Genomic DNA, 16650 nt, shown 5'->3' with positions numbered 1-16650 from the left:
GCCGCGCGGACCGCAAGGTAACCTCAACGCGATATGAGCAGCCAGACCCCTTCCTCAGGCCCTGTCCCGGCTTCTTCCGGAGGCGAGCGGCACAAGCCGCGCGTCGCCGTCGTCTTCGGCGGCCGCAGCTCCGAGCACGCCATCTCGGTGGTCACCGCGGGCGCCGTGCTGCGCGCCATCGACCGCGAGAAGTACGACGTGCTGCCGATCGGCATCACCGCTGACGGCCGTTGGGCGCTGACCGCCGACGAGCCCGAGCGGATGGCCATCGCCAACCGCGAGCTGCCCAGCGTCGAACGGCTCGCCGAGTCCGGCGAGGGTTCGGTCGTCCTCCCGGTCGACCCGGGGAACCGCGAGGTCGTCTACAGCGAGCCGGGGTCGGTGCCCAAGGCGCTGGGCGACGTCGACGTCGTCTTCCCCATGCTGCACGGCCCGTACGGCGAGGACGGCACCCTGCAGGGGCTGCTGGAGCTGTCCGGCGTGCCGTATGTGGGCGCCGGGGTGCTCGCCTCCGCCGTGGGCATGGACAAGGAGTACATGAAGCGGGTGTTCGTCTCCTTCGGGCTGCCCGTCGGCCCGTACGAGGTGATCCGCCCCCGGGAGTGGCAGCAGGAACCTTCCGCCGCCCGCCGCAGGATCGTAAAGTTCGCCGCGGAGCACGGCTGGCCGCTCTTCGTGAAGCCCGCGCGGGCCGGCTCGTCCATCGGCATCACCAAGGTCGAGGACCCGGCGGACCTGGACGAGGCCATCGAGGAGGCCAGGCGCCACGACCCGAAGGTCATCGTGGAGGCGCTGCTGCACGGCCGCGAGATCGAATGCGGGGTGCTGGAGTACGAGGACGGGCCGCGCGCCAGCCTGCCCGCCGAGATCCCGCCGGTCTCCTCCCACGCCTTCTACGACTTCGAGGCGAAGTACATCGACTCGGCGGCCGGTATCGTGCCCGCGCCGCTCACCGAGGAGCAGACCCGGCGGGTCCAGGAGCTCGCGGTGGCCGCCTTCGACGCGGTGTCCTGCGAGGGGCTGGTCCGGGCCGACTTCTTCCTGCTGGACAACGGCGAGTTCGTGATCAACGAGATCAACACCATGCCCGGCTTCACGCCGATCTCGATGTACCCGCGCATGTGGCAGGAGAGCGGCGTGAGCTACCCCGAGCTGGTGGACCGGCTGCTGCAGGCCGCGCTGCGTCGCTCGACGGGGCTGCGCTAGGGCCCAGGCCCCTAGGCCACGCCCTTGGGCACCGTCTTCTTGACGGCCTTGGCGAGGTCGAGCAGGGCGTTGATCTCGGGGGCGTACTTCCCGGGCACGGTCACCTCGACATACGCCCGGCGAAGTACGGTGGTGAAGCGGTAGCCGTCCTTTTGCTTCTCTGGCAGCCACTCGACGCCGTTCACCTCGGCCGACTCGGTCGTGGAGCCCATGGCCCCCGGCCGGGGGACCCCGCAGCGCAGCTGCACGGCGGGGTCCCCCCACACGGCTGTGTAGTCCGAGGCGGGCTCGGCGGTGCCCCGCTTCAGCCCGTTCACGGCGGTGGGCAGTTCCTTGTGGAGCGCCCGGCACACCGCCGTCGACTGCGCGGACGGCGTGGGAACCGTGAGCGCCACGCTGTCGTCGGAATCCCCGGTGAAGGTGCAACCGGCTATCGGCACCAGGGCCAGCGCCATGGTGGCGGAGAGCGGAACGAGACGTCGGGTGAGACTACGGTGTGCGCAATTCACCGGCCGAGCATACGGGGGAGCTAGAGATGGACGACCGGGCAGGTCAGGGTTCGAGTGATGCCTTCGACTTGCTGGACTTTCGCGACCACCATGCGGCCGAGCTCATCGACCGTGTCGGCCTGGGCGCGGACGATCACGTCGTAGGGACCCGTGACGTCCTCCGCCTGTATCACCCCGGGGAGCTTGGCGATGACGTCGGCCACGGTCGAGGCCTTGCCGACCTCGGTTTGGATCAGGATGTACGCCTGTACCACGGAACCTCCAGGGCGGCTACGAGGATCATGTGGAGAGAAGGGACGCCACGGTACCGCGTCGCCATGCGGCGCGGGGAGACCCGCGCGGGGAGCGCGGCGTGGTGGGCAAGCGGCCACGAGCACGAAGGGGCGATGGGATGAAGGGCACCGTGGGCGAGTTGGGGGAGTTCGGGCTCATCAGAGAGCTCACTTCCCGGCTCACCACCACCCCGGCGGTGAGGTTGGGGCCCGGTGACGATGCCGCGGTCGTGGCCGCGCCCGACCGGAGGGTCGTGGCCAGTACGGATGTCCTGCTGGAGGGCAGGCACTTCCGCAGGGACTGGTCCACCGCCTATGACGTCGGCCGTAAGGCCGCGGCCCAGAACCTGGCCGACATCGCGGCCATGGGCGCGGTGCCGACCGCGCTGCTGCTCGGCCTGGTGGTCCCTGCCGATCTGCCGGTGACCTGGCCGGCCGAGCTGATGGACGGGATCCGCGACGAATGCCAGGTCGCGGGCGCGGCCGTGGTCGGCGGTGATGTGGTGCGCGGGGACACCATCACCGTGGCCATCACCGCCCTGGGCGATCTGCGCAACCATGAGCCGGTCACCCGATCCGGTGCCCAGCCCGGCGACGTTGTCGCCGTCACCGGGTGGCTGGGCTGGTCGGCGGCCGGGCACGCGGTGCTCTCCCGCGGCTTCCGCTCGCCGCGGGCTTTCGTCGAGGCGCACCGCCGGCCGGAGCCGCCGTACCACGCCGGTCCCGCCGCCGCCGGGCTCGGCGCGACCGCCATGACCGATGTGAGCGACGGGCTGGTGGCCGACCTCGGGCATATCGCGGAGGCCAGCAAGGTCCGCATCGACCTGCGCTCGGGGGACATCGACGTCCCCTCGCAGATGTCGGACATCGGTCAGGCGGTGGGCGTGGATCCGCTGCAGTGGGTGCTCAGCGGGGGAGAGGACCACGCGATCGTGGCCACCTTCCCGCCCGACGCCAAGCTGCCGGCCCGCTGGAAGGTGATCGGCGAGGTGCTGAACCCCTCGGCGCTCCCCCAGGTGACGGTGGACGGGGCCCCCTGGGCCCACGGGGGCTGGGACCACTTCGGCGACGGTGAGGGCGCCGAGTGACGGTAGGGGAGCCGCGTCGGCGGTAAGAGCGTCGAGTCCGCCGTAAGGGCGTCGAGTCGTTGGCAAGGGAGCAGAGTCGGCGGTAAGGGCGTCGAGGGGGGACATCGGGGGCGTGGGGGCGGCGAGTAGATTCGGCCCCATGGTCCTGCCTCCTCGCATCCCCCGCCCCTCCCATGACGGCTCGGCGCCCGTGCGCGTCCTCACCGTCGCCGGATCGGACTCCGGCGGCGGTGCGGGTATCCAGGCCGACCTGAAGACGATGCTGGCCCTGGGCGCCCATGGCATGAGCGTGATCACCGCGGTGACGGCGCAGAACTCCCTGGGCGTCCAGGGCGCCTGGGAGCTGCCTGCCGAGGCCGTACGGGCCCAGTTCAGCAGCGTGGCCGACGACATCGGCGTCCAGGCGGTCAAGACCGGCATGCTGGCGACCGCCGAACTGGTCGAGACCGTCGCCGCGCTGCTCGCCGATCTGCCCGCGCCGGTGGTCGTCGATCCGGTCGGGGTCTCCAAGCACGGCGATCCGCTGCTGGCCACCGAGGCGCTCGACGCGGTCCGTACGAAGCTGCTGCCGACCGCGACCGTCGCCACGCCCAACCTGGACGAGGTGACTCAGCTCACCGGCGTCCGGGTGGAGTCGGAGGACGATCAGCGGCGGGCGGCCGGGGCGGTGCTGGGCCACGGCCCGCGGTGGGCGCTGATCAAGGGCGGCCATCTGCCCGGCGGCGAGGCGGTGGATCTGCTCACCGACGGCACCGAGGAGCACTGGCTGCGGGCGCCCCGCCACGACAACCGCCATACGCACGGCACGGGATGCACCCTCGCCGCGGCGATCGCCACGTATCTGGCGGGCGGCTACGAGGTCCCTCAGGCCGTCACGGCGGCCAAGGACTACGTCACGGGCGCCATCGCGGCGGGCTTCCCCCTGGGCGCGGGCATCGGCCCGGTCGACCACGGGTGGTTGCGGGAATGACGGGCGCAGTGCGTGCGTAGGGGCACACGAAAAGGCCGGTCCACATCCATGGTGGACCGGCCTCGGCGTACCGGATCCCGCTTGCGCGGGGAGGCCGTTGCGACTAGACGACTAGCGCGAGACCTTGCCGGCCTTGATGCACGAGGTGCAGACGTTGAGCCGCTTCGGGGTACGACCGACCACAGCGCGCACCGTCTGGATGTTGGGGTTCCAACGACGGCGGGTGCGGCGGTGCGAGTGCGAGATGTTGTTGCCGAAGCCCGGCCCCTTGCCGCAGACGTCGCAGTTGGCAGCCACGGGTTACTCCAAAGACGGGTCACCCTCGCTTCCCGCGAGGAGACAGGACACTGAACGGATGCCCCGGACGTTGCCTGGATCGCGGTGGATCGGCGGCGCCTGGGGGGAATGGCCCGATTCGCATCGGGCAACCGGAGCAGCATACAACGGCCACTCCCGTACAACGAAACTATCATGGCTGGCCCGGCACCCGCCGAGGGCGGCGACTACCCTGCGGTGACGCGATGCCCGCCCCCGCCCCAGCAGCCTCCGAGGAGGACGTTACGTGCCGCACACGCTCGACGCCGATGCGGTACGGACCTGGTGCGGGCTGGCGCTGGACGCGCTGGGCCGGGCCCGCGCGGACATCGACGCGATCAACGTCTATCCGGTCGCGGACGGGGACACCGGCACCAATCTGTATCTGACCGTCGAGTCCGCCGCCCGGGCCGTCGACGCCGCCTTCGACGGCCATGCCGCCTCGGCCGCCGCCTCCCGTCCCACCCTCGCCGATGTGGTGCGCGCCATGGCCCATGGCGCCCTGATCGGCGCGCGGGGCAACTCCGGCACGATCCTGGCGCAGCTGCTGCGCGGCATGGCGGACGTCCTGGCCGACGGCTCGGCGGAGGGAGGTCCGGGCGCAGACGAGGCGGACGGGCTGCGGCTGGCGCTGCGGCGCGCGGCCGACCTCGCCTACCTGGCCGTCGCCCACCCCGTCGAGGGCACCGTCCTTACGGTCGCCGTGGCCGCCGCGGAGGGCGCGGAGCGCGCCACGGGCGACGCCGCCACGGTGGCCCGCGCCGCCTACGAGGGCGCTCGGACGGCGCTCCAGGCCACCCCCGGCCAGCTCGACGTCCTCGCCCGCGCGGGGGTGGTCGACGCGGGAGGCTACGGCCTGGTGACGGTCCTGGGCGGGCTCGCCGAGGCCCTGTCGGGCGAGGCGCCCGCGGCGCTCGCACCCGTCCGCTCCCGCGGTGACGGCCTGACGCGTGACGCCCTGGCACCCGCTGGGACGCATGGGCAGGACCCCGCGGGCTGTCCCGCCGACGGCGCCGCGGACGGCGGGCCCGCCTTCGAGGTGATCTACCTCCTGGAGGCGGGCGACATGGCCGTGGCCGCCCTGAGGGAGCGGCTGGACACCCTCGGCGAGTCCTTGGTGATCGTCGGCGGCGACGGCCTGTGGAATGTGCACGTCCATGTGGACGACGCGGGGGCGGCCGTGGAGGCGGGCATCCAGGCCGGGCGCCCGTACCGCATCCGGATCACCCACTTCGACGGCGCCGCCGTCCGTAAGGCGGGCGCCGAAGGCCCGGACCGGCCGGGCCCCGTCGTCGTCCTGCCGGATCAGCCCGGCGCCAAGGGCCCCACCGGCGCCCCGCGTACCGAGCGCGCGGGCCGTGCCGTGGTCGCCGTCGTCCCCGGGGACGGACTGGCCGCGCTGTGCGCCGAGGCGGGCGCGACCGCGGTCGCCACCCGCCCCGGGGAGCCGCCCGGCAGCGGTGAACTGGTCGACGCGGTCCGCCGGGCCGGTGCCCGGGAGGTCGTGCTGCTGCCGAACGACACCGAGCTGCGCCACACGGCCGCCGCGGCCGCGGCCCAGGCCCGCGCCGAGGGCGTACGGGTCGCGGTGATCCCCACCCGCTCCGCCGTCCAGGGCATCGCCGCGCTCGCCGTCCACGAGCCCGGCCGCAGCTTCGACGAGGACGTGGTCGCCATGACCTCGGCCGCGGGCGCCACCCGCTACGCGGAACTGGCCGTCGCCGAACGCCAGTCCTGGACCATGGCCGGGGTGTGCCAGGCCGGGGACGTCCTGGGCATGATCGACGGCGATGTGGCGGTGATCGGCTCGGAGCTGGCCGCGACCGCCGAGACGGTGCTGGACCGGATGCTGGCCTCGGGCGGCGAGATGGTCACGCTGGTGCTCGGCGCGGGCCTGCCGGACGAGGTCGCCGAACGGCTGGAGCGGCATGTGCGGGAGGGGCACTTCGCCGTCGACACGGTCGTCTACCGCGGCGGTCAGCCCATCGCGCCGCTGATCATAGGCATCGAATGAGACCGGCGGCCGGCCGCTGAATCACCCCGCTCGTCACCCGCTTTGTCACTCCCGTGGTGTGCAATGGACGCGTGCCCGTGCTGGATGAACCACTGAAGAAGGTCCTGGGCGGCAACACCGCGAAGGTGATGGCCGACCATCTCGACCTGCACACCGTCGGCGATCTGCTGCACCACTACCCGCGGCGGTACGCGGAGCGAGGTGAGCTGACCCGGCTGTCCGACCTGCCCCTGGACGAGCATGTGACCGTGGTGGCGCAGGTCGCCGACGCCCGGGTGCACACGTTCAACGGCGGCCGGGGCCGCCGGCTGGAGGTCACCATCACCGACGGCAGCGGCCGTCTCCAGCTGGTCTTCTTCGGCAAGGGTGTCCACAAGCCACGGTCGGAGCTCCAGCCCGGCACCCGCGCGATGTTCGCCGGGAAGGTCTCGGTCTTCAACCGCAAGCGGCAGCTGGCCCACCCGGAGTTCAAGACGCTGGGCGCGGAGAGCGGCGCGGAGGCCGTGGAGGCGTTCGCCCATCAGCTGCTGCCGCTCTACCCGGCGTGCAAGCAGATGGAGTCCTGGCAGATCCAGCAGGCCATCGACACCGTGCTGGGCCCGGCCGGCCACGAGGAGGCCGCGCTGGCCGGGCTCGTCGACCCGCTGCCCGACAGCCTCCGCGAGGGCCGGGGGCTGGCCACGCTCCCCGAGGCGCTGCGCAAGATCCACCGACCGGCCACCAAGACCGATATCGCGATGGCCCGGGACCGCCTGAAGTGGGACGAGGCGTTCGTCCTGCAGGTGGCGCTCGCCCGGCGGCGGCGGGCCGATGCCCAACTGCCCGCGGCGCCCCGCAAGCCCGTCCCGGACGGTCTGCTGACCGCCTTCGACGCCCGGCTGCCCTTCACCCTCACCGAGGGCCAGCGCCGGGTCAGCGGGGAGATCTTCGCCGACCTCGCCACCGACCACCCCATGCACCGGCTGCTCCAGGGCGAGGTCGGCTCGGGCAAGACCATGGTCGCGCTGCGCGCGATGCTCGGCGTCGTGGACGCCGGGGGACAGGCGGCGATGCTCGCGCCCACCGAGGTGCTCGCCCAGCAGCACCACCGCTCGATCACCGAGATGATGGGGGAGCTGGCCGAGGGAGGAATGCTCGGCGGCGCGGAGCAGGGCACCAAGGTGGTGCTGCTCACCGGTTCCATGGGCGCCGCGGCCCGCCGTCAGGCGCTGCTGGACCTGGTCACCGGCGAGGCCGGGATCGTGATCGGCACCCACGCCCTGATCGAGGACAAGGTCCAGTTCCACGACCTGGGGCTGGTGGTCGTCGACGAGCAGCACCGCTTCGGGGTCGAGCAGCGTGACGCCCTGCGCTCCAAGGGCAAGCAGCCCCCGCATCTGCTGGTGATGACGGCCACCCCGATCCCGCGCACCGTCGCCATGACCGTCTTCGGCGACCTGGAGACCTCCGTCCTGGACCAGCTGCCCTCGGGCCGCTCCCCGATCGCCTCCCATGTGGTGCCCGCCAAGGACAAGCCGCACTTCCTGACCCGCGCCTGGGAGCGGGTGCGCGAGGAGGTGGCCGCCGGGCACCAGGGGTATGTGGTGTGCCCGCGGATCGGGGACGACGTCGGCGATGACGGGGACGCGCCCAAGGGCGCCGCGAGCCCGTCCCCCGAGGACGAGGCCGAGAAGCGCCCGCCCCTGGCCGTCGTCGAGGTCGCCGAGCAGCTCACCAAGGGGCCGCTGAGCGATCTGCGGGTCGAGGTGCTGCACGGACGGATGCAGCCCGAGGCCAAGGACGACGTGATGCGCCGCTTCGCCGCGGGCGAGGTGGACGTCCTGGTCGCCACGACCGTCATCGAGGTCGGTGTCAACGTCCCCAACGCCACCGCCATGGTGATCATGGACGCCGACCGGTTCGGCGTCTCCCAGCTGCACCAGCTGCGCGGCCGCGTCGGCCGTGGCTCGGCCGCCGGGCTGTGCCTGCTGGTGACCGACATGCCCGAGGGCAGCCCCGCCCGGGCGCGGCTGGGCGCGGTCGCGGCCACGCTCGACGGCTTCGAGCTGTCCCGGATCGACCTGGAGCAGCGCCGGGAGGGCGATGTGCTCGGCCAGGCCCAGTCCGGGGTCCGCTCCTCGCTGCGGGTCCTCGCCGTCATCGACGACGAGGAGGTCATCGCGGCTGCTCGGGAGGAGGCGGCCGCGATCGTCGCCGACGACCCGGAGCTGACCGGATATCCGGAGCTGCGCACCGCGCTGGACGCCCTGCTGGACAAGGAGCGCGAGGAGTACCTCGACAAGGGCTGAGGCAAGGGCTGAGACAAGAGCCGGGACAGGGGCCGAGACGAGGGCCGGGACGAGCGCTGCGGGCGGGGCCGGGCCCCGCGAACGGAGCGCGCGGCCACCGCCCGCCGCCGTACGCCATATCGTGGAGGTGCGGCGGCCCCGCCCGGACGGGCGCGGCGCGCCGCAGCCCCGACCACCGCGAAGGACTGCCAAGACCCATGACCCGCGTGATCGCCGGAGCGGCCGGCGGACGCCGCCTGGCCGTGCCGCCGGGAAACGGCACCCGACCCACTTCGGACCGGGCGCGCGAGGGCCTGTTCTCCACCTGGGAGTCGCTGCTCGGCTCGCTGGACGGGGCCCGCGTCCTCGACCTGTACGGCGGCTCCGGCGCGGTCGGCCTGGAGGCGCTGTCCCGCGGCGCCGTCCATGTGCTGCTGGTCGAGTCGGACCCGCGGGCGGCCCGCACGATCCGTCAGAACGTCCGGGCGCTCGGACTGCCGGGCGCGGAGCTGCGCACCGGCAAGGCCGAACAGACCATCACCGGACAGGCCCCCGTCACCGGCCCGTACGACGTCGTTTTTCTGGACCCGCCCTATGCCGTCACCGACGCCGAACTCCGCGAGATCCTCCTCACACTCCTGGGGAATGGCTGGCTAGCGGCCGACGCGCTGGCCACCGTTGAGCGGAGCACACGAGGTGGGGAGTTCGTGTGGCCTGCCGGATTCGAGGGGCTACGGGCCCGTCGCTACGGCGAGGGCACGCTTTGGTACGGTCGCGCCGCCTCGACGTGCGAGAACGCGTCATGACCGGATCCGAGAGCGAGGAACTTCCGTTGCGCCGCGCAGTCTGCCCGGGGTCGTTCGACCCCGTCACCAATGGACACCTCGACATCATCGGCCGTGCCTCCAAGCTCTATGACGTCGTGCACGTCGCCGTGATGATCAACAAGTCGAAGCAGGGCCTGTTCACGGTGGAGGAGCGGATCGATCTCCTCCGCCAGACCACCGAGGAGTACGGAAACGTCAAGGTAGAGGCGTTCCATGGACTTCTGGTCGACTTCTGCAAGCAGCGGGACATCCCCGCGATCGTCAAGGGGCTGCGGGCCGTCAGCGACTTCGACTACGAGCTGCAGATGGCCCAGATGAACAACGGCCTCTCCGGCGTGGAGACGCTGTTCGTGCCCACCAATCCCACCTACAGCTTCCTCTCCTCCAGCCTGGTCAAGGAGGTCGCGGCCTGGGGCGGCGACGTCTCCCACCTGGTGCCCCCGGTGGTGCTGGAATCGCTCTCCGAGCGGCTCGGCCGGAAGTAGCGGCTGACGGGACGTCAGCGGCTGTCCGGGAGCGGTCCGCTCGCCGTACAGTCGTCCCGTTCGTTCTCCGTTCCCATCCGCATCCAGACAGTCTGCGAGCACCCACAGTGGACGTGCAGAAGAAGCTCGACGAGATCGTCGATACCGTCGGCGGCGCCCGGTCCATGCCCATGTCGGCCTCGTGCGTGATCAACCGCGCCGAGCTGCTCGCCATGCTCGAAGAGGTGCGCGCGGCACTCCCGGACTCCCTGGCCCACGCCCAGGAGCTGATCGGGGGCCGGGACCAGATGGTGGAGGAGGCCCGCCGGGAGGCCGGGCGGATCATCGAGTCCGCGCACGCCCAGGGCGCCTCGCTGATCTCGGACACGGAGATGGTGCGGAAGTCCCAGGAGGAGGCGGACCGGATCCTCACCGAGGCTCGCCGCGAGGCCGAGGAGATCCGGGCCGAGGCCGACGACTACGTGGACAGCAAGCTGGCCAACTTCGAGGTCGTGCTCACCAAGACCATCGGCTCGGTGGGCCGCGGCCGGGAGAAGCTGCTCGGTCGCGCTCCCGGCGCCGAGGACGGCTTCGAGCAGTCCGACGAGGGCCCGGAGCGCAGCGCCGACCCGGCGACCCTGCGGCAGCGCGCCGACGAGTACGTGGACACCAAGCTGGGGGCCGTCTCGGCGGTCCTCTCCAAGACCCTGGAGGCGGTCGGCCGGGGCCGCCAGAAGCTGCTCGGGGCCCGGCCCGCCGATGAGCTCGGCGCCCATATGGCGGCCCAGGACGAGGCCGGCATGGCCCTGCGGACCACCGACGACGACTATCTGGCGGACCTCGCCCAGTCCCAGGCGGCCGTCGCCCAGCCCGTGGCCCAGCCCGATCAGGCGGCCGCCGACGCCGCGTACTACGCCGCCACCGCGGGCTATCAGCAGCAGGACGCGTACGGCTACCAGCAGCAGACCTACGTACCGCAGCAGGACCAGCAGGCGTACGTACCGCAGCAGCAGGACCCGTACGCCATGCAGGGCGGCTATCAGCAGGACGCCTACGCCTGGCAGCAGCACGCCCAGGCCCAGGGCTACGACCCGAACGCGGGCTATGTGCCCCAGCAGCCCCAGCAGCCGCCGCAGCACGATCAGCAGCAGCAGTCGGGCGCCGCGCTCGACGAGACCAGCCTGTTCGACACGAGCATGATCGACCTCGATCAGCTCCGCCAGTACGAGCAGGGCCGTTAGGTCCCCGTACGCCCCGGACCGCGAGAACTCCGCCCCCACCGGGCGGATTGGGTCTACGGCGGCCTGTCCAGTATCCTGGCTCTTCGGTCGCGTGTACGTCCGCGATCTAGGCTGCCCGTTTCGTAGCGAATGATCGGGTGGCCCGCCGCAGCGTAGAAAGCAGGAAGCCCTGAACGCCCGCCTCGACCACCGTGCCCCTCTCGTGTTCGACACGCGCGAGCTGGGCCGCCGTCCTGGTGCGCTGAAAAGGATCTCCCGTTCCGTGGCGGCGCCGAAGGACCTCGGCATCGAGGTCATCGGGGTGCCGGAAGGCGCGACCGTCGAGCTGGACCTCCGCCTGGAGTCGGTCATGGAAGGGGTGCTTGTCACAGGCACCGCCCGTGCACCGCTGACGGGGGAGTGCGTAAGGTGTCTGGAGCCGCTGGAGCGAGAGCTCGAAGCGGATTTCCAGGAGATGTACTCCTACCCCGACGCCGACGACCGGAGCCGCGACGCGGATACCGGCGACGACGCCGAGGAGGAGGACAGGCTCTTCCTCGAGGCCGACCTGTTCGACCTCGAACCCGTGCTGCGTGACGCGGTGGTGCTCGCACTGCCGCTGCAGCCGGTGTGCCGGGAGGACTGCCCGGGGCTGTGTGCCGAATGCGGCGCCCGCCTCGCGGACGACCCCGACCACCACCACGATGCCGCCGACATCCGTTGGGCGGCACTGCAGGGACTCGCCGAGACCATGAGGGACGGCGAGAAGGACAACGCACCCCGCCAGCGCGGGGATGACCCACAGGAGAAGTAGCCGTGGCTGTTCCGAAGCGGAAGATGTCGCGCAGCAACACGCGCCACCGCCGGTCGCAGTGGAAGGCTGCGGTCCCCACCCTGGTGGCGTGCGAGCGCTGCCACGAGCCGAAGCAGCAGCACATCGCGTGCCCGAGCTGCGGCACCTACAACCGCCGCCAGGTCCTCGAGGTCTGATCGGCGGGTGACAGGCTCTATGTCAGACGCCACTACGCCCCCGCGTAAGCGCGGTGAAGCGTCCCAGGCGGACACGGCCTCGTCTCACACGATCCTGGAAGGGCGGCTCGGGTATCAGCTCGAGTCCGCCCTTCTGGTGCGTGCGCTGACCCACCGCTCCTTCGCGTACGAGAACGGCGGGCTGCCCACCAACGAGCGGCTGGAATTCCTCGGGGATTCCGTGCTCGGCCTGGTGGTCACCGATACGCTGTACCGCATCCACCCCGACCTGCCCGAGGGCCAGCTGGCCAAGCTGCGGGCCGCGGTGGTGAACTCGCGCGCGCTCGCGGAAGTGGGCCGCGGTCTGGACCTCGGCGCCTTCATCCGGCTCGGCCGGGGCGAAGAGGGCACCGGGGGCAGGGACAAGGCTTCCATCCTCGCCGACACCCTTGAAGCGGTGATCGGCGCGGTCTATCTCGACCGGGGGCTCGACGCTGCCGCCGAGCTGGTGCACCGGCTCTTCGACCCGCTGATCGAGAAGTCCTCGAACCTCGGCGCCGGCCTGGACTGGAAGACCAGCCTCCAGGAGCTGACCGCCACCGAGGGTCTCGGGGTCCCGGAGTACCTGGTCTCCGAGACGGGTCCCGACCACGAGAAGACCTTCACGGCTGCTGCCCGCGTCGGTGGTGTCGCGTACGGCACCGGCACCGGCCGCAGCAAGAAGGAAGCCGAGCAGCAGGCGGCCGAGGCCGCCTGGCGCGCGATTCGCGCGGCTGCCGACGAGGCTCAGGCGAAGGCCAAGGCGGCCGACGCCGGAACCGCCACCACGGCGGCGGACGGCGGAGCCACCGCCGACACGGCCTCCTCGGCACGCTGATCGGCCTTCCCCGTACCGTCCGTCACGTCCGTAACACCCCTCACCGCCCCCGTGGCGGACGGCCCGCCCGGCCGTTCCGCCCGGGGGCGGTGAGGGCTCAAGGCCAAGGAGGCCCCCGTTGCCCGAGCTGCCCGAGGTCGAGGTGGTCCGCCGCGGACTGGAGCGCTGGGTCAGCGGCCGTACGGTCGCCGAGGTCCAGGTGCTGCATCCGCGCGCGGTCCGTCGCCACCTCGGCGGCGCGGAGGACTTCGCGGCCCGGCTCAGGGGCCGCCGCACCGGGATCGTCCGCCGCCGCGGCAAGTACCTGTGGCTGCCGTTCGACGATGACGCCGCCGCCGAGTCGATCCTGGCCCATCTCGGGATGAGCGGGCAGCTGCTGGTCCAGCCGGCCGAGGCACCCGACGAGAAGCATCTGCGCATCCGGGTCCGCTTCGCCGACGACGCGGGCACCGAGCTGCGCTTCGTCGACCAGCGCACCTTCGGCGGGCTCTCACTGCACGACACCGTCCCCGGCGACCTGGAGGGGCTGCCGGACGCCATCGCGCACATCGCCCGCGACCCGCTGGACCCCGCCTTCGACGAGGCGGCCTTCCACACCGCGCTGCGCCGCCGCCGCACCACGATCAAGCGCGCCCTGCTGGACCAGTCGCTGATCAGCGGGGTCGGCAACATCTACGCCGACGAGGCGCTGTGGCGCGCCCGGCTGCACTACGACCGGCCGACCGCGACCCTCGCCCGCCCGCGCGCAGCCGAACTCCTCGGCCATGTGCGCGAGGTGATGACCGCGGCGCTGGCCGTCGGCGGCACCAGCTTCGACAGCCTCTACGTCAATGTGAACGGCGAGTCGGGGTACTTCGAGCGCTCCCTGGACGCGTACGGCCGCGAGGACGAGCCGTGCCGCCGCTGCGGCACCGCGATGCGCCGCCGCCCCTGGATGAACCGCTCCAGCTACTTCTGCCCGCGCTGTCAGCGCCCGCCGCGCCCGGCCATCGCGTCCCGCCCGGCCGCCTCGCCGCTCTCGGCGCGCACGGTGTCGTAGCGCTCCTGGGCGCTCAGCACCTCGGGCATCCGGTCCTCGACGAGATTGATCAGGGCCAGCAGCCGCTCGGCGACCGCGCTGCCCAGCGGGGTCAGCCGGTAGTCCACGCGGGGCGGGTTGGTCGGCTGGGCCTCGCGGTGCACCAGGCCGTCGCGCTCCAGCGCGTGCAGCGTCTGGGACAGCATCTTCTCGCTGACGCCGTCGACCCGCCGCCGCAGCTCGTTGAAGCGGAAGGTGCCCTCGTGGAGCGCGCCCAGGATGAGGCCGCCCCATTTTCCGGTGACATGCTCCAGCGTGCCGCGCGAGGGGCAGGCGCGGGCGAACACGTCGAAGGCCAGGCTCTCCGCGTCCACCGTGGAGGACACCGCGCCAGTGCGTTCACAGTCCATGCACACACCATACGCGCACTCAGCGCTGACTCCAGGGCTGCGCTTTCGCTTGGTGAGTATGCAGCTGTGGGCGCATGCGAAGCCCGGGGCGTGTGGGTACGCCCCGGGCTCGGCGGGTGACGGGCTGTGGTTGCCCGCTCAGGGGCTCAGTAGCCGAAGTCCTGGGTCCACCAGGGGCCGCCGGTGCCGAAGTGGGTGCCGACGCCCAGTCGCTTGAACGAGCAGTTGAGGATGTTGGCGCGGTGGCCGGAGCTGTTCATCCAGGAGTCCATGACCGCCTGTGCGTCCGACTGGCCGCGGGCGATGTTCTCCCCACCCAGGTCCAGGATGCCCGCGCTCTCGGCGCGGTCCCAGGGGCTCTCGCCGTCGGGGCTGATGTGGTCGAAGAACTGGCGCAGGGACATGTCCTCGCTGAAGTCCTCGGCCAACTGGGCGAGTTTGGGGTCGGCCGTCACGGGGGCGCAGCCGGCCTTCTCCCGCTCTTCGTTGACGAGAGTGAGGACCTCGGTCTCCGAGGCGGTCTCGCGGTCGGCCGACTCCGCGGGAGGCGCGGGTGCGGTCGGTTCCGTCGTGGGCGTACGGGACGGCTTCCCGTGCCCGCCGCCCTTGGAGCCGCCCTTGGAGCCGCCCTTGCCGTTGCCGCCCTTGCCGTTTCCGCCCTTTCCGCCGTTCCCGGCGGGGGCGGAGGACCCCGGCTGCTCCGGCGGTGTGGTGGAAGGCGAGCTGGAGGGCTTGGAAGGGGTCTTGGAGGGAGTTGTGGAGGGTGCGTGAGGGCGGTCATCGCCACGGCTGGGCGGTACCGAGCTGCGGCCGGTGGGGGCCGCGGACTGCGAGCCCTGTGTCTCCAGGCCCGAGTCGGTGGGACCGCCCGCCTGGACCTGTCCGGCGGAGTCATTGCCCCCGCCCAATTTGTAGCCGTCTCCCGGAACGAGTCCGGAGGCCATCGCCACCGCGCCAACCGCGACGGCGGCGGACACGCCCAACAGTCCGGTCCGGACCGGAGCGAGGGGGCTCCGGTGCGGTCCCCGGTGGCGGCCTGCGACGGCGTCGTGCGCCACGGCCCCGGGGGCAGATCGTCGATGGCGGCCCATCTCCTGCCTTCCTTGTTTTCTCGGCGTCAAAAGTCGCTCGAAATGTGTCACTCGTGTGTGCGAGCCATGTATCACTCGTGTGGGTGAGTCTCGTTGAGCCGGGACTGTACGCCATTCGGGCCCCAACGCGCGTGCGCAGTGGCTAATTGGATGGTTTAGCGCCTGCTCGCGCGTGGGGTTAGCGTGCGCGTATGAACGAGAGAGTCCGCCTCACCGTGTGGGTCCGCGGCCACGTCCAGGGCGTCGGCTTCCGCTGGTACACCCGGGCCAACGCGCTGCGCATCGGGGCCCTCGTCGGCTTTGCCTCCAACCTCGCCGACGGGCGGGTGCAGGTGGTCGCGGAGGGCCCGCGTACGGAATGCGAACAGCTGCTCGAATGGCTCCGGGATGGCGACACGCCCGGGAAAGTCGAGGGAATCACCGAGATCTGGGACACACCGCGCGGTGGTTACGGCACCTTCGAAATCCGTTGATCAACTCACCGGAGGCATCCTCCGCGGTACCCCGCTGACCATGCCTTCCCTGCGCACGGTGAGCAGAAATCGGCTGATGGTTGCCAACGGCGCCGCGCCGTGGAAGGCTGCGGTGTCACGGAAGATCCCCGACCGCCATGGGTCCTCTGGAGAGGGGTGGGCACAGTCCGCCGCCCGTGTGCTCTCGACCCCTGCGGCCCCGTCGGCATGTGATCGTGTTGACCCTCAAACCAATTGGTGAGACGCTGGAAGCCCCGCGCACCTTAACTGTTTGCCGCGCAGCACGGTAGTAATTCGGCAGGCAACGCGGGTGCAAATCCCTCACGACCCAGACCGCTTCGGTCGGTCACTCAGTGTGGAGGACCATCCATCATGGCAAAGGCGCTTCTCGGTTACGTCGGCGGTTCCGACCCCCGAGTCCTCGCCGAGATGCGACGGCTTCAGCAGCGCGTCCAGGACCTTGAATCCGAGCTCGTCCGGATTCAGGCCGAGAACGACGCACTGTCCGCCGCCGCTCATTACAACGGCGACTCGCTGCTCGAAAGCATCGACGTATCCCAGGCGGAGCCTGCGCTCGCCTGACCCAGCCCAAGGGCCGGTCGGGCTGCATCGTCAGCCGCTTGAGAATCTTCAAGGGACGCCTCGGCGTCCCTTCGTCGT

At 71.6% G+C, this 16650-nt stretch carries 19 protein-coding genes; 14 read left to right on the top strand and 5 right to left on the bottom strand.

Annotation, left to right across the window (positions count from 1 at the left end):
• Positions 1 to 33: 33 nt before the first annotated feature.
• Positions 34 to 1206, top strand: coding sequence for a D-alanine--D-alanine ligase family protein (locus tag ACFYOY_RS00680; protein WP_351880710.1), 1173 nt, complete (start codon positions 34 to 36; stop codon positions 1204 to 1206).
• An 11-nt stretch (positions 1207 to 1217) separates the two neighbouring features.
• Here the strand turns inward: ACFYOY_RS00680 and ACFYOY_RS00675 are convergent, their stop codons facing one another.
• The gene (locus tag ACFYOY_RS00675) at positions 1218 to 1661 is read right to left on the bottom strand and encodes a DUF3515 domain-containing protein (protein WP_351881025.1); all 444 of its coding nucleotides are present in this window, start codon (positions 1659 to 1661) and stop codon (positions 1218 to 1220) included.
• 74 nt (positions 1662 to 1735) lie between these two features.
• Entirely contained in the window at positions 1736 to 1969 is a 234-nt protein-coding gene (locus ACFYOY_RS00670; RefSeq protein ID WP_014055158.1) for an Lrp/AsnC family transcriptional regulator, read from the bottom strand.
• Positions 1970 to 2106: 137 nt separating this feature from the next.
• Here ACFYOY_RS00670 and ACFYOY_RS00665 point away from each other — a divergent pair, with 137 nt between their 5' ends.
• Entirely contained in the window at positions 2107 to 3075 is a 969-nt protein-coding gene (locus ACFYOY_RS00665; RefSeq protein WP_078643951.1) for a thiamine-phosphate kinase, read from the top strand.
• A 139-nt stretch (positions 3076 to 3214) separates the two neighbouring features.
• Positions 3215 to 4045 (top strand): bifunctional hydroxymethylpyrimidine kinase/phosphomethylpyrimidine kinase, encoded by an 831-nt coding sequence (thiD, locus tag ACFYOY_RS00660; RefSeq protein WP_351880714.1) that lies wholly within the window; start codon positions 3215 to 3217, stop codon positions 4043 to 4045.
• Positions 4046 to 4156: 111 nt separating this feature from the next.
• Here thiD and rpmB read toward each other — a convergent pair whose 3' ends face one another.
• Positions 4157 to 4342, bottom strand: a complete 186-nt coding sequence (rpmB, locus tag ACFYOY_RS00655) for a 50S ribosomal protein L28 (RefSeq protein ID WP_009714771.1) — start codon at positions 4340 to 4342, stop codon at positions 4157 to 4159.
• A gap of 265 nt (positions 4343 to 4607) precedes the next feature.
• Here rpmB and ACFYOY_RS00650 point away from each other — a divergent pair, with 265 nt between their 5' ends.
• The 9 genes from ACFYOY_RS00650 to mutM all read left to right on the top strand — a co-directional run bounded on the left by ACFYOY_RS00650 (position 4608) and on the right by mutM (position 14037).
• On the top strand, positions 4608 to 6374 hold the full coding sequence (locus ACFYOY_RS00650; RefSeq protein WP_351880718.1) for a DAK2 domain-containing protein: 1767 nt from the start codon (positions 4608 to 4610) through the stop codon (positions 6372 to 6374).
• Positions 6375 to 6502: 128 nt separating this feature from the next.
• The gene (gene recG / locus ACFYOY_RS00645) at positions 6503 to 8662 is read left to right on the top strand and encodes an ATP-dependent DNA helicase RecG (RefSeq protein WP_351881028.1); all 2160 of its coding nucleotides are present in this window, start codon (positions 6503 to 6505) and stop codon (positions 8660 to 8662) included.
• Positions 8663 to 8859: 197 nt separating this feature from the next.
• Positions 8860 to 9447, top strand: a complete 588-nt coding sequence (rsmD, locus tag ACFYOY_RS00640) for a 16S rRNA (guanine(966)-N(2))-methyltransferase RsmD (RefSeq protein ID WP_059144173.1) — start codon at positions 8860 to 8862, stop codon at positions 9445 to 9447.
• Positions 9444 to 9953, top strand: coding sequence for a pantetheine-phosphate adenylyltransferase (gene coaD, locus ACFYOY_RS00635; RefSeq protein ID WP_059144174.1), 510 nt, complete (start codon positions 9444 to 9446; stop codon positions 9951 to 9953). Before rsmD ends, coaD begins: the two co-directional genes overlap by 4 nt.
• 107 nt (positions 9954 to 10060) lie before the next feature.
• Positions 10061 to 11173, top strand: coding sequence for an ATP synthase F0 subunit B (locus ACFYOY_RS00630; protein ID WP_351880723.1), 1113 nt, complete (start codon positions 10061 to 10063; stop codon positions 11171 to 11173).
• A gap of 169 nt (positions 11174 to 11342) precedes the next feature.
• The gene (locus tag ACFYOY_RS00625; RefSeq protein WP_351881031.1) at positions 11343 to 11966 is read left to right on the top strand and encodes a YceD family protein; all 624 of its coding nucleotides are present in this window, start codon (positions 11343 to 11345) and stop codon (positions 11964 to 11966) included.
• A gap of 2 nt (positions 11967 to 11968) precedes the next feature.
• Positions 11969 to 12142, top strand: a complete 174-nt coding sequence (gene rpmF / locus ACFYOY_RS00620) for a 50S ribosomal protein L32 (RefSeq protein ID WP_009714764.1) — start codon at positions 11969 to 11971, stop codon at positions 12140 to 12142.
• 19 nt (positions 12143 to 12161) lie between these two features.
• The gene (gene rnc, locus ACFYOY_RS00615) at positions 12162 to 12998 is read left to right on the top strand and encodes a ribonuclease III (RefSeq protein WP_351880726.1); all 837 of its coding nucleotides are present in this window, start codon (positions 12162 to 12164) and stop codon (positions 12996 to 12998) included.
• A 118-nt stretch (positions 12999 to 13116) separates the two neighbouring features.
• Positions 13117 to 14037: a bifunctional DNA-formamidopyrimidine glycosylase/DNA-(apurinic or apyrimidinic site) lyase gene (gene mutM / locus ACFYOY_RS00610; protein ID WP_351880729.1), complete on the top strand. Its 921-nt coding sequence runs from the start codon at positions 13117 to 13119 to the stop codon at positions 14035 to 14037.
• On the opposite strand, the gene ACFYOY_RS00605 is transcribed toward mutM, so the two are convergent.
• The gene (locus ACFYOY_RS00605) at positions 13965 to 14426 is read right to left on the bottom strand and encodes a helix-turn-helix domain-containing protein (protein WP_351880732.1); all 462 of its coding nucleotides are present in this window, start codon (positions 14424 to 14426) and stop codon (positions 13965 to 13967) included. The two genes, mutM and ACFYOY_RS00605, sit on opposite strands and share 73 nt — an antisense overlap.
• A 146-nt stretch (positions 14427 to 14572) precedes the next feature.
• Entirely contained in the window at positions 14573 to 15517 is a 945-nt protein-coding gene (locus ACFYOY_RS00600) for a CAP domain-containing protein (protein ID WP_388583952.1), read from the bottom strand.
• 191 nt (positions 15518 to 15708) lie between these two features.
• Between ACFYOY_RS00600 and ACFYOY_RS00595 the strand changes: the two genes are divergently transcribed.
• Together ACFYOY_RS00595 and ACFYOY_RS00590 are read left to right on the top strand one after the other, a co-directional pair.
• The gene (locus ACFYOY_RS00595; RefSeq protein WP_351880738.1) at positions 15709 to 15990 is read left to right on the top strand and encodes an acylphosphatase; all 282 of its coding nucleotides are present in this window, start codon (positions 15709 to 15711) and stop codon (positions 15988 to 15990) included.
• A gap of 372 nt (positions 15991 to 16362) precedes the next feature.
• A complete protein-coding gene (locus ACFYOY_RS00590) occupies positions 16363 to 16572 on the top strand; it encodes a hypothetical protein (RefSeq protein ID WP_351880741.1) in 210 nt (69 codons plus the stop codon).
• Positions 16573 to 16650: the final 78 nt, after the last annotated feature.

The organism is Streptomyces sp. NPDC007875 (assembly GCF_042868035.1).
In the GTDB taxonomy this organism is placed as follows: Bacteria; Actinomycetota; Actinomycetes; order Streptomycetales; family Streptomycetaceae; genus Streptomyces; species Streptomyces antimycoticus.
Note: the sequence above shows the minus strand (reverse complement) of the source record. Positions and strands in the feature narration are given on the sequence as shown.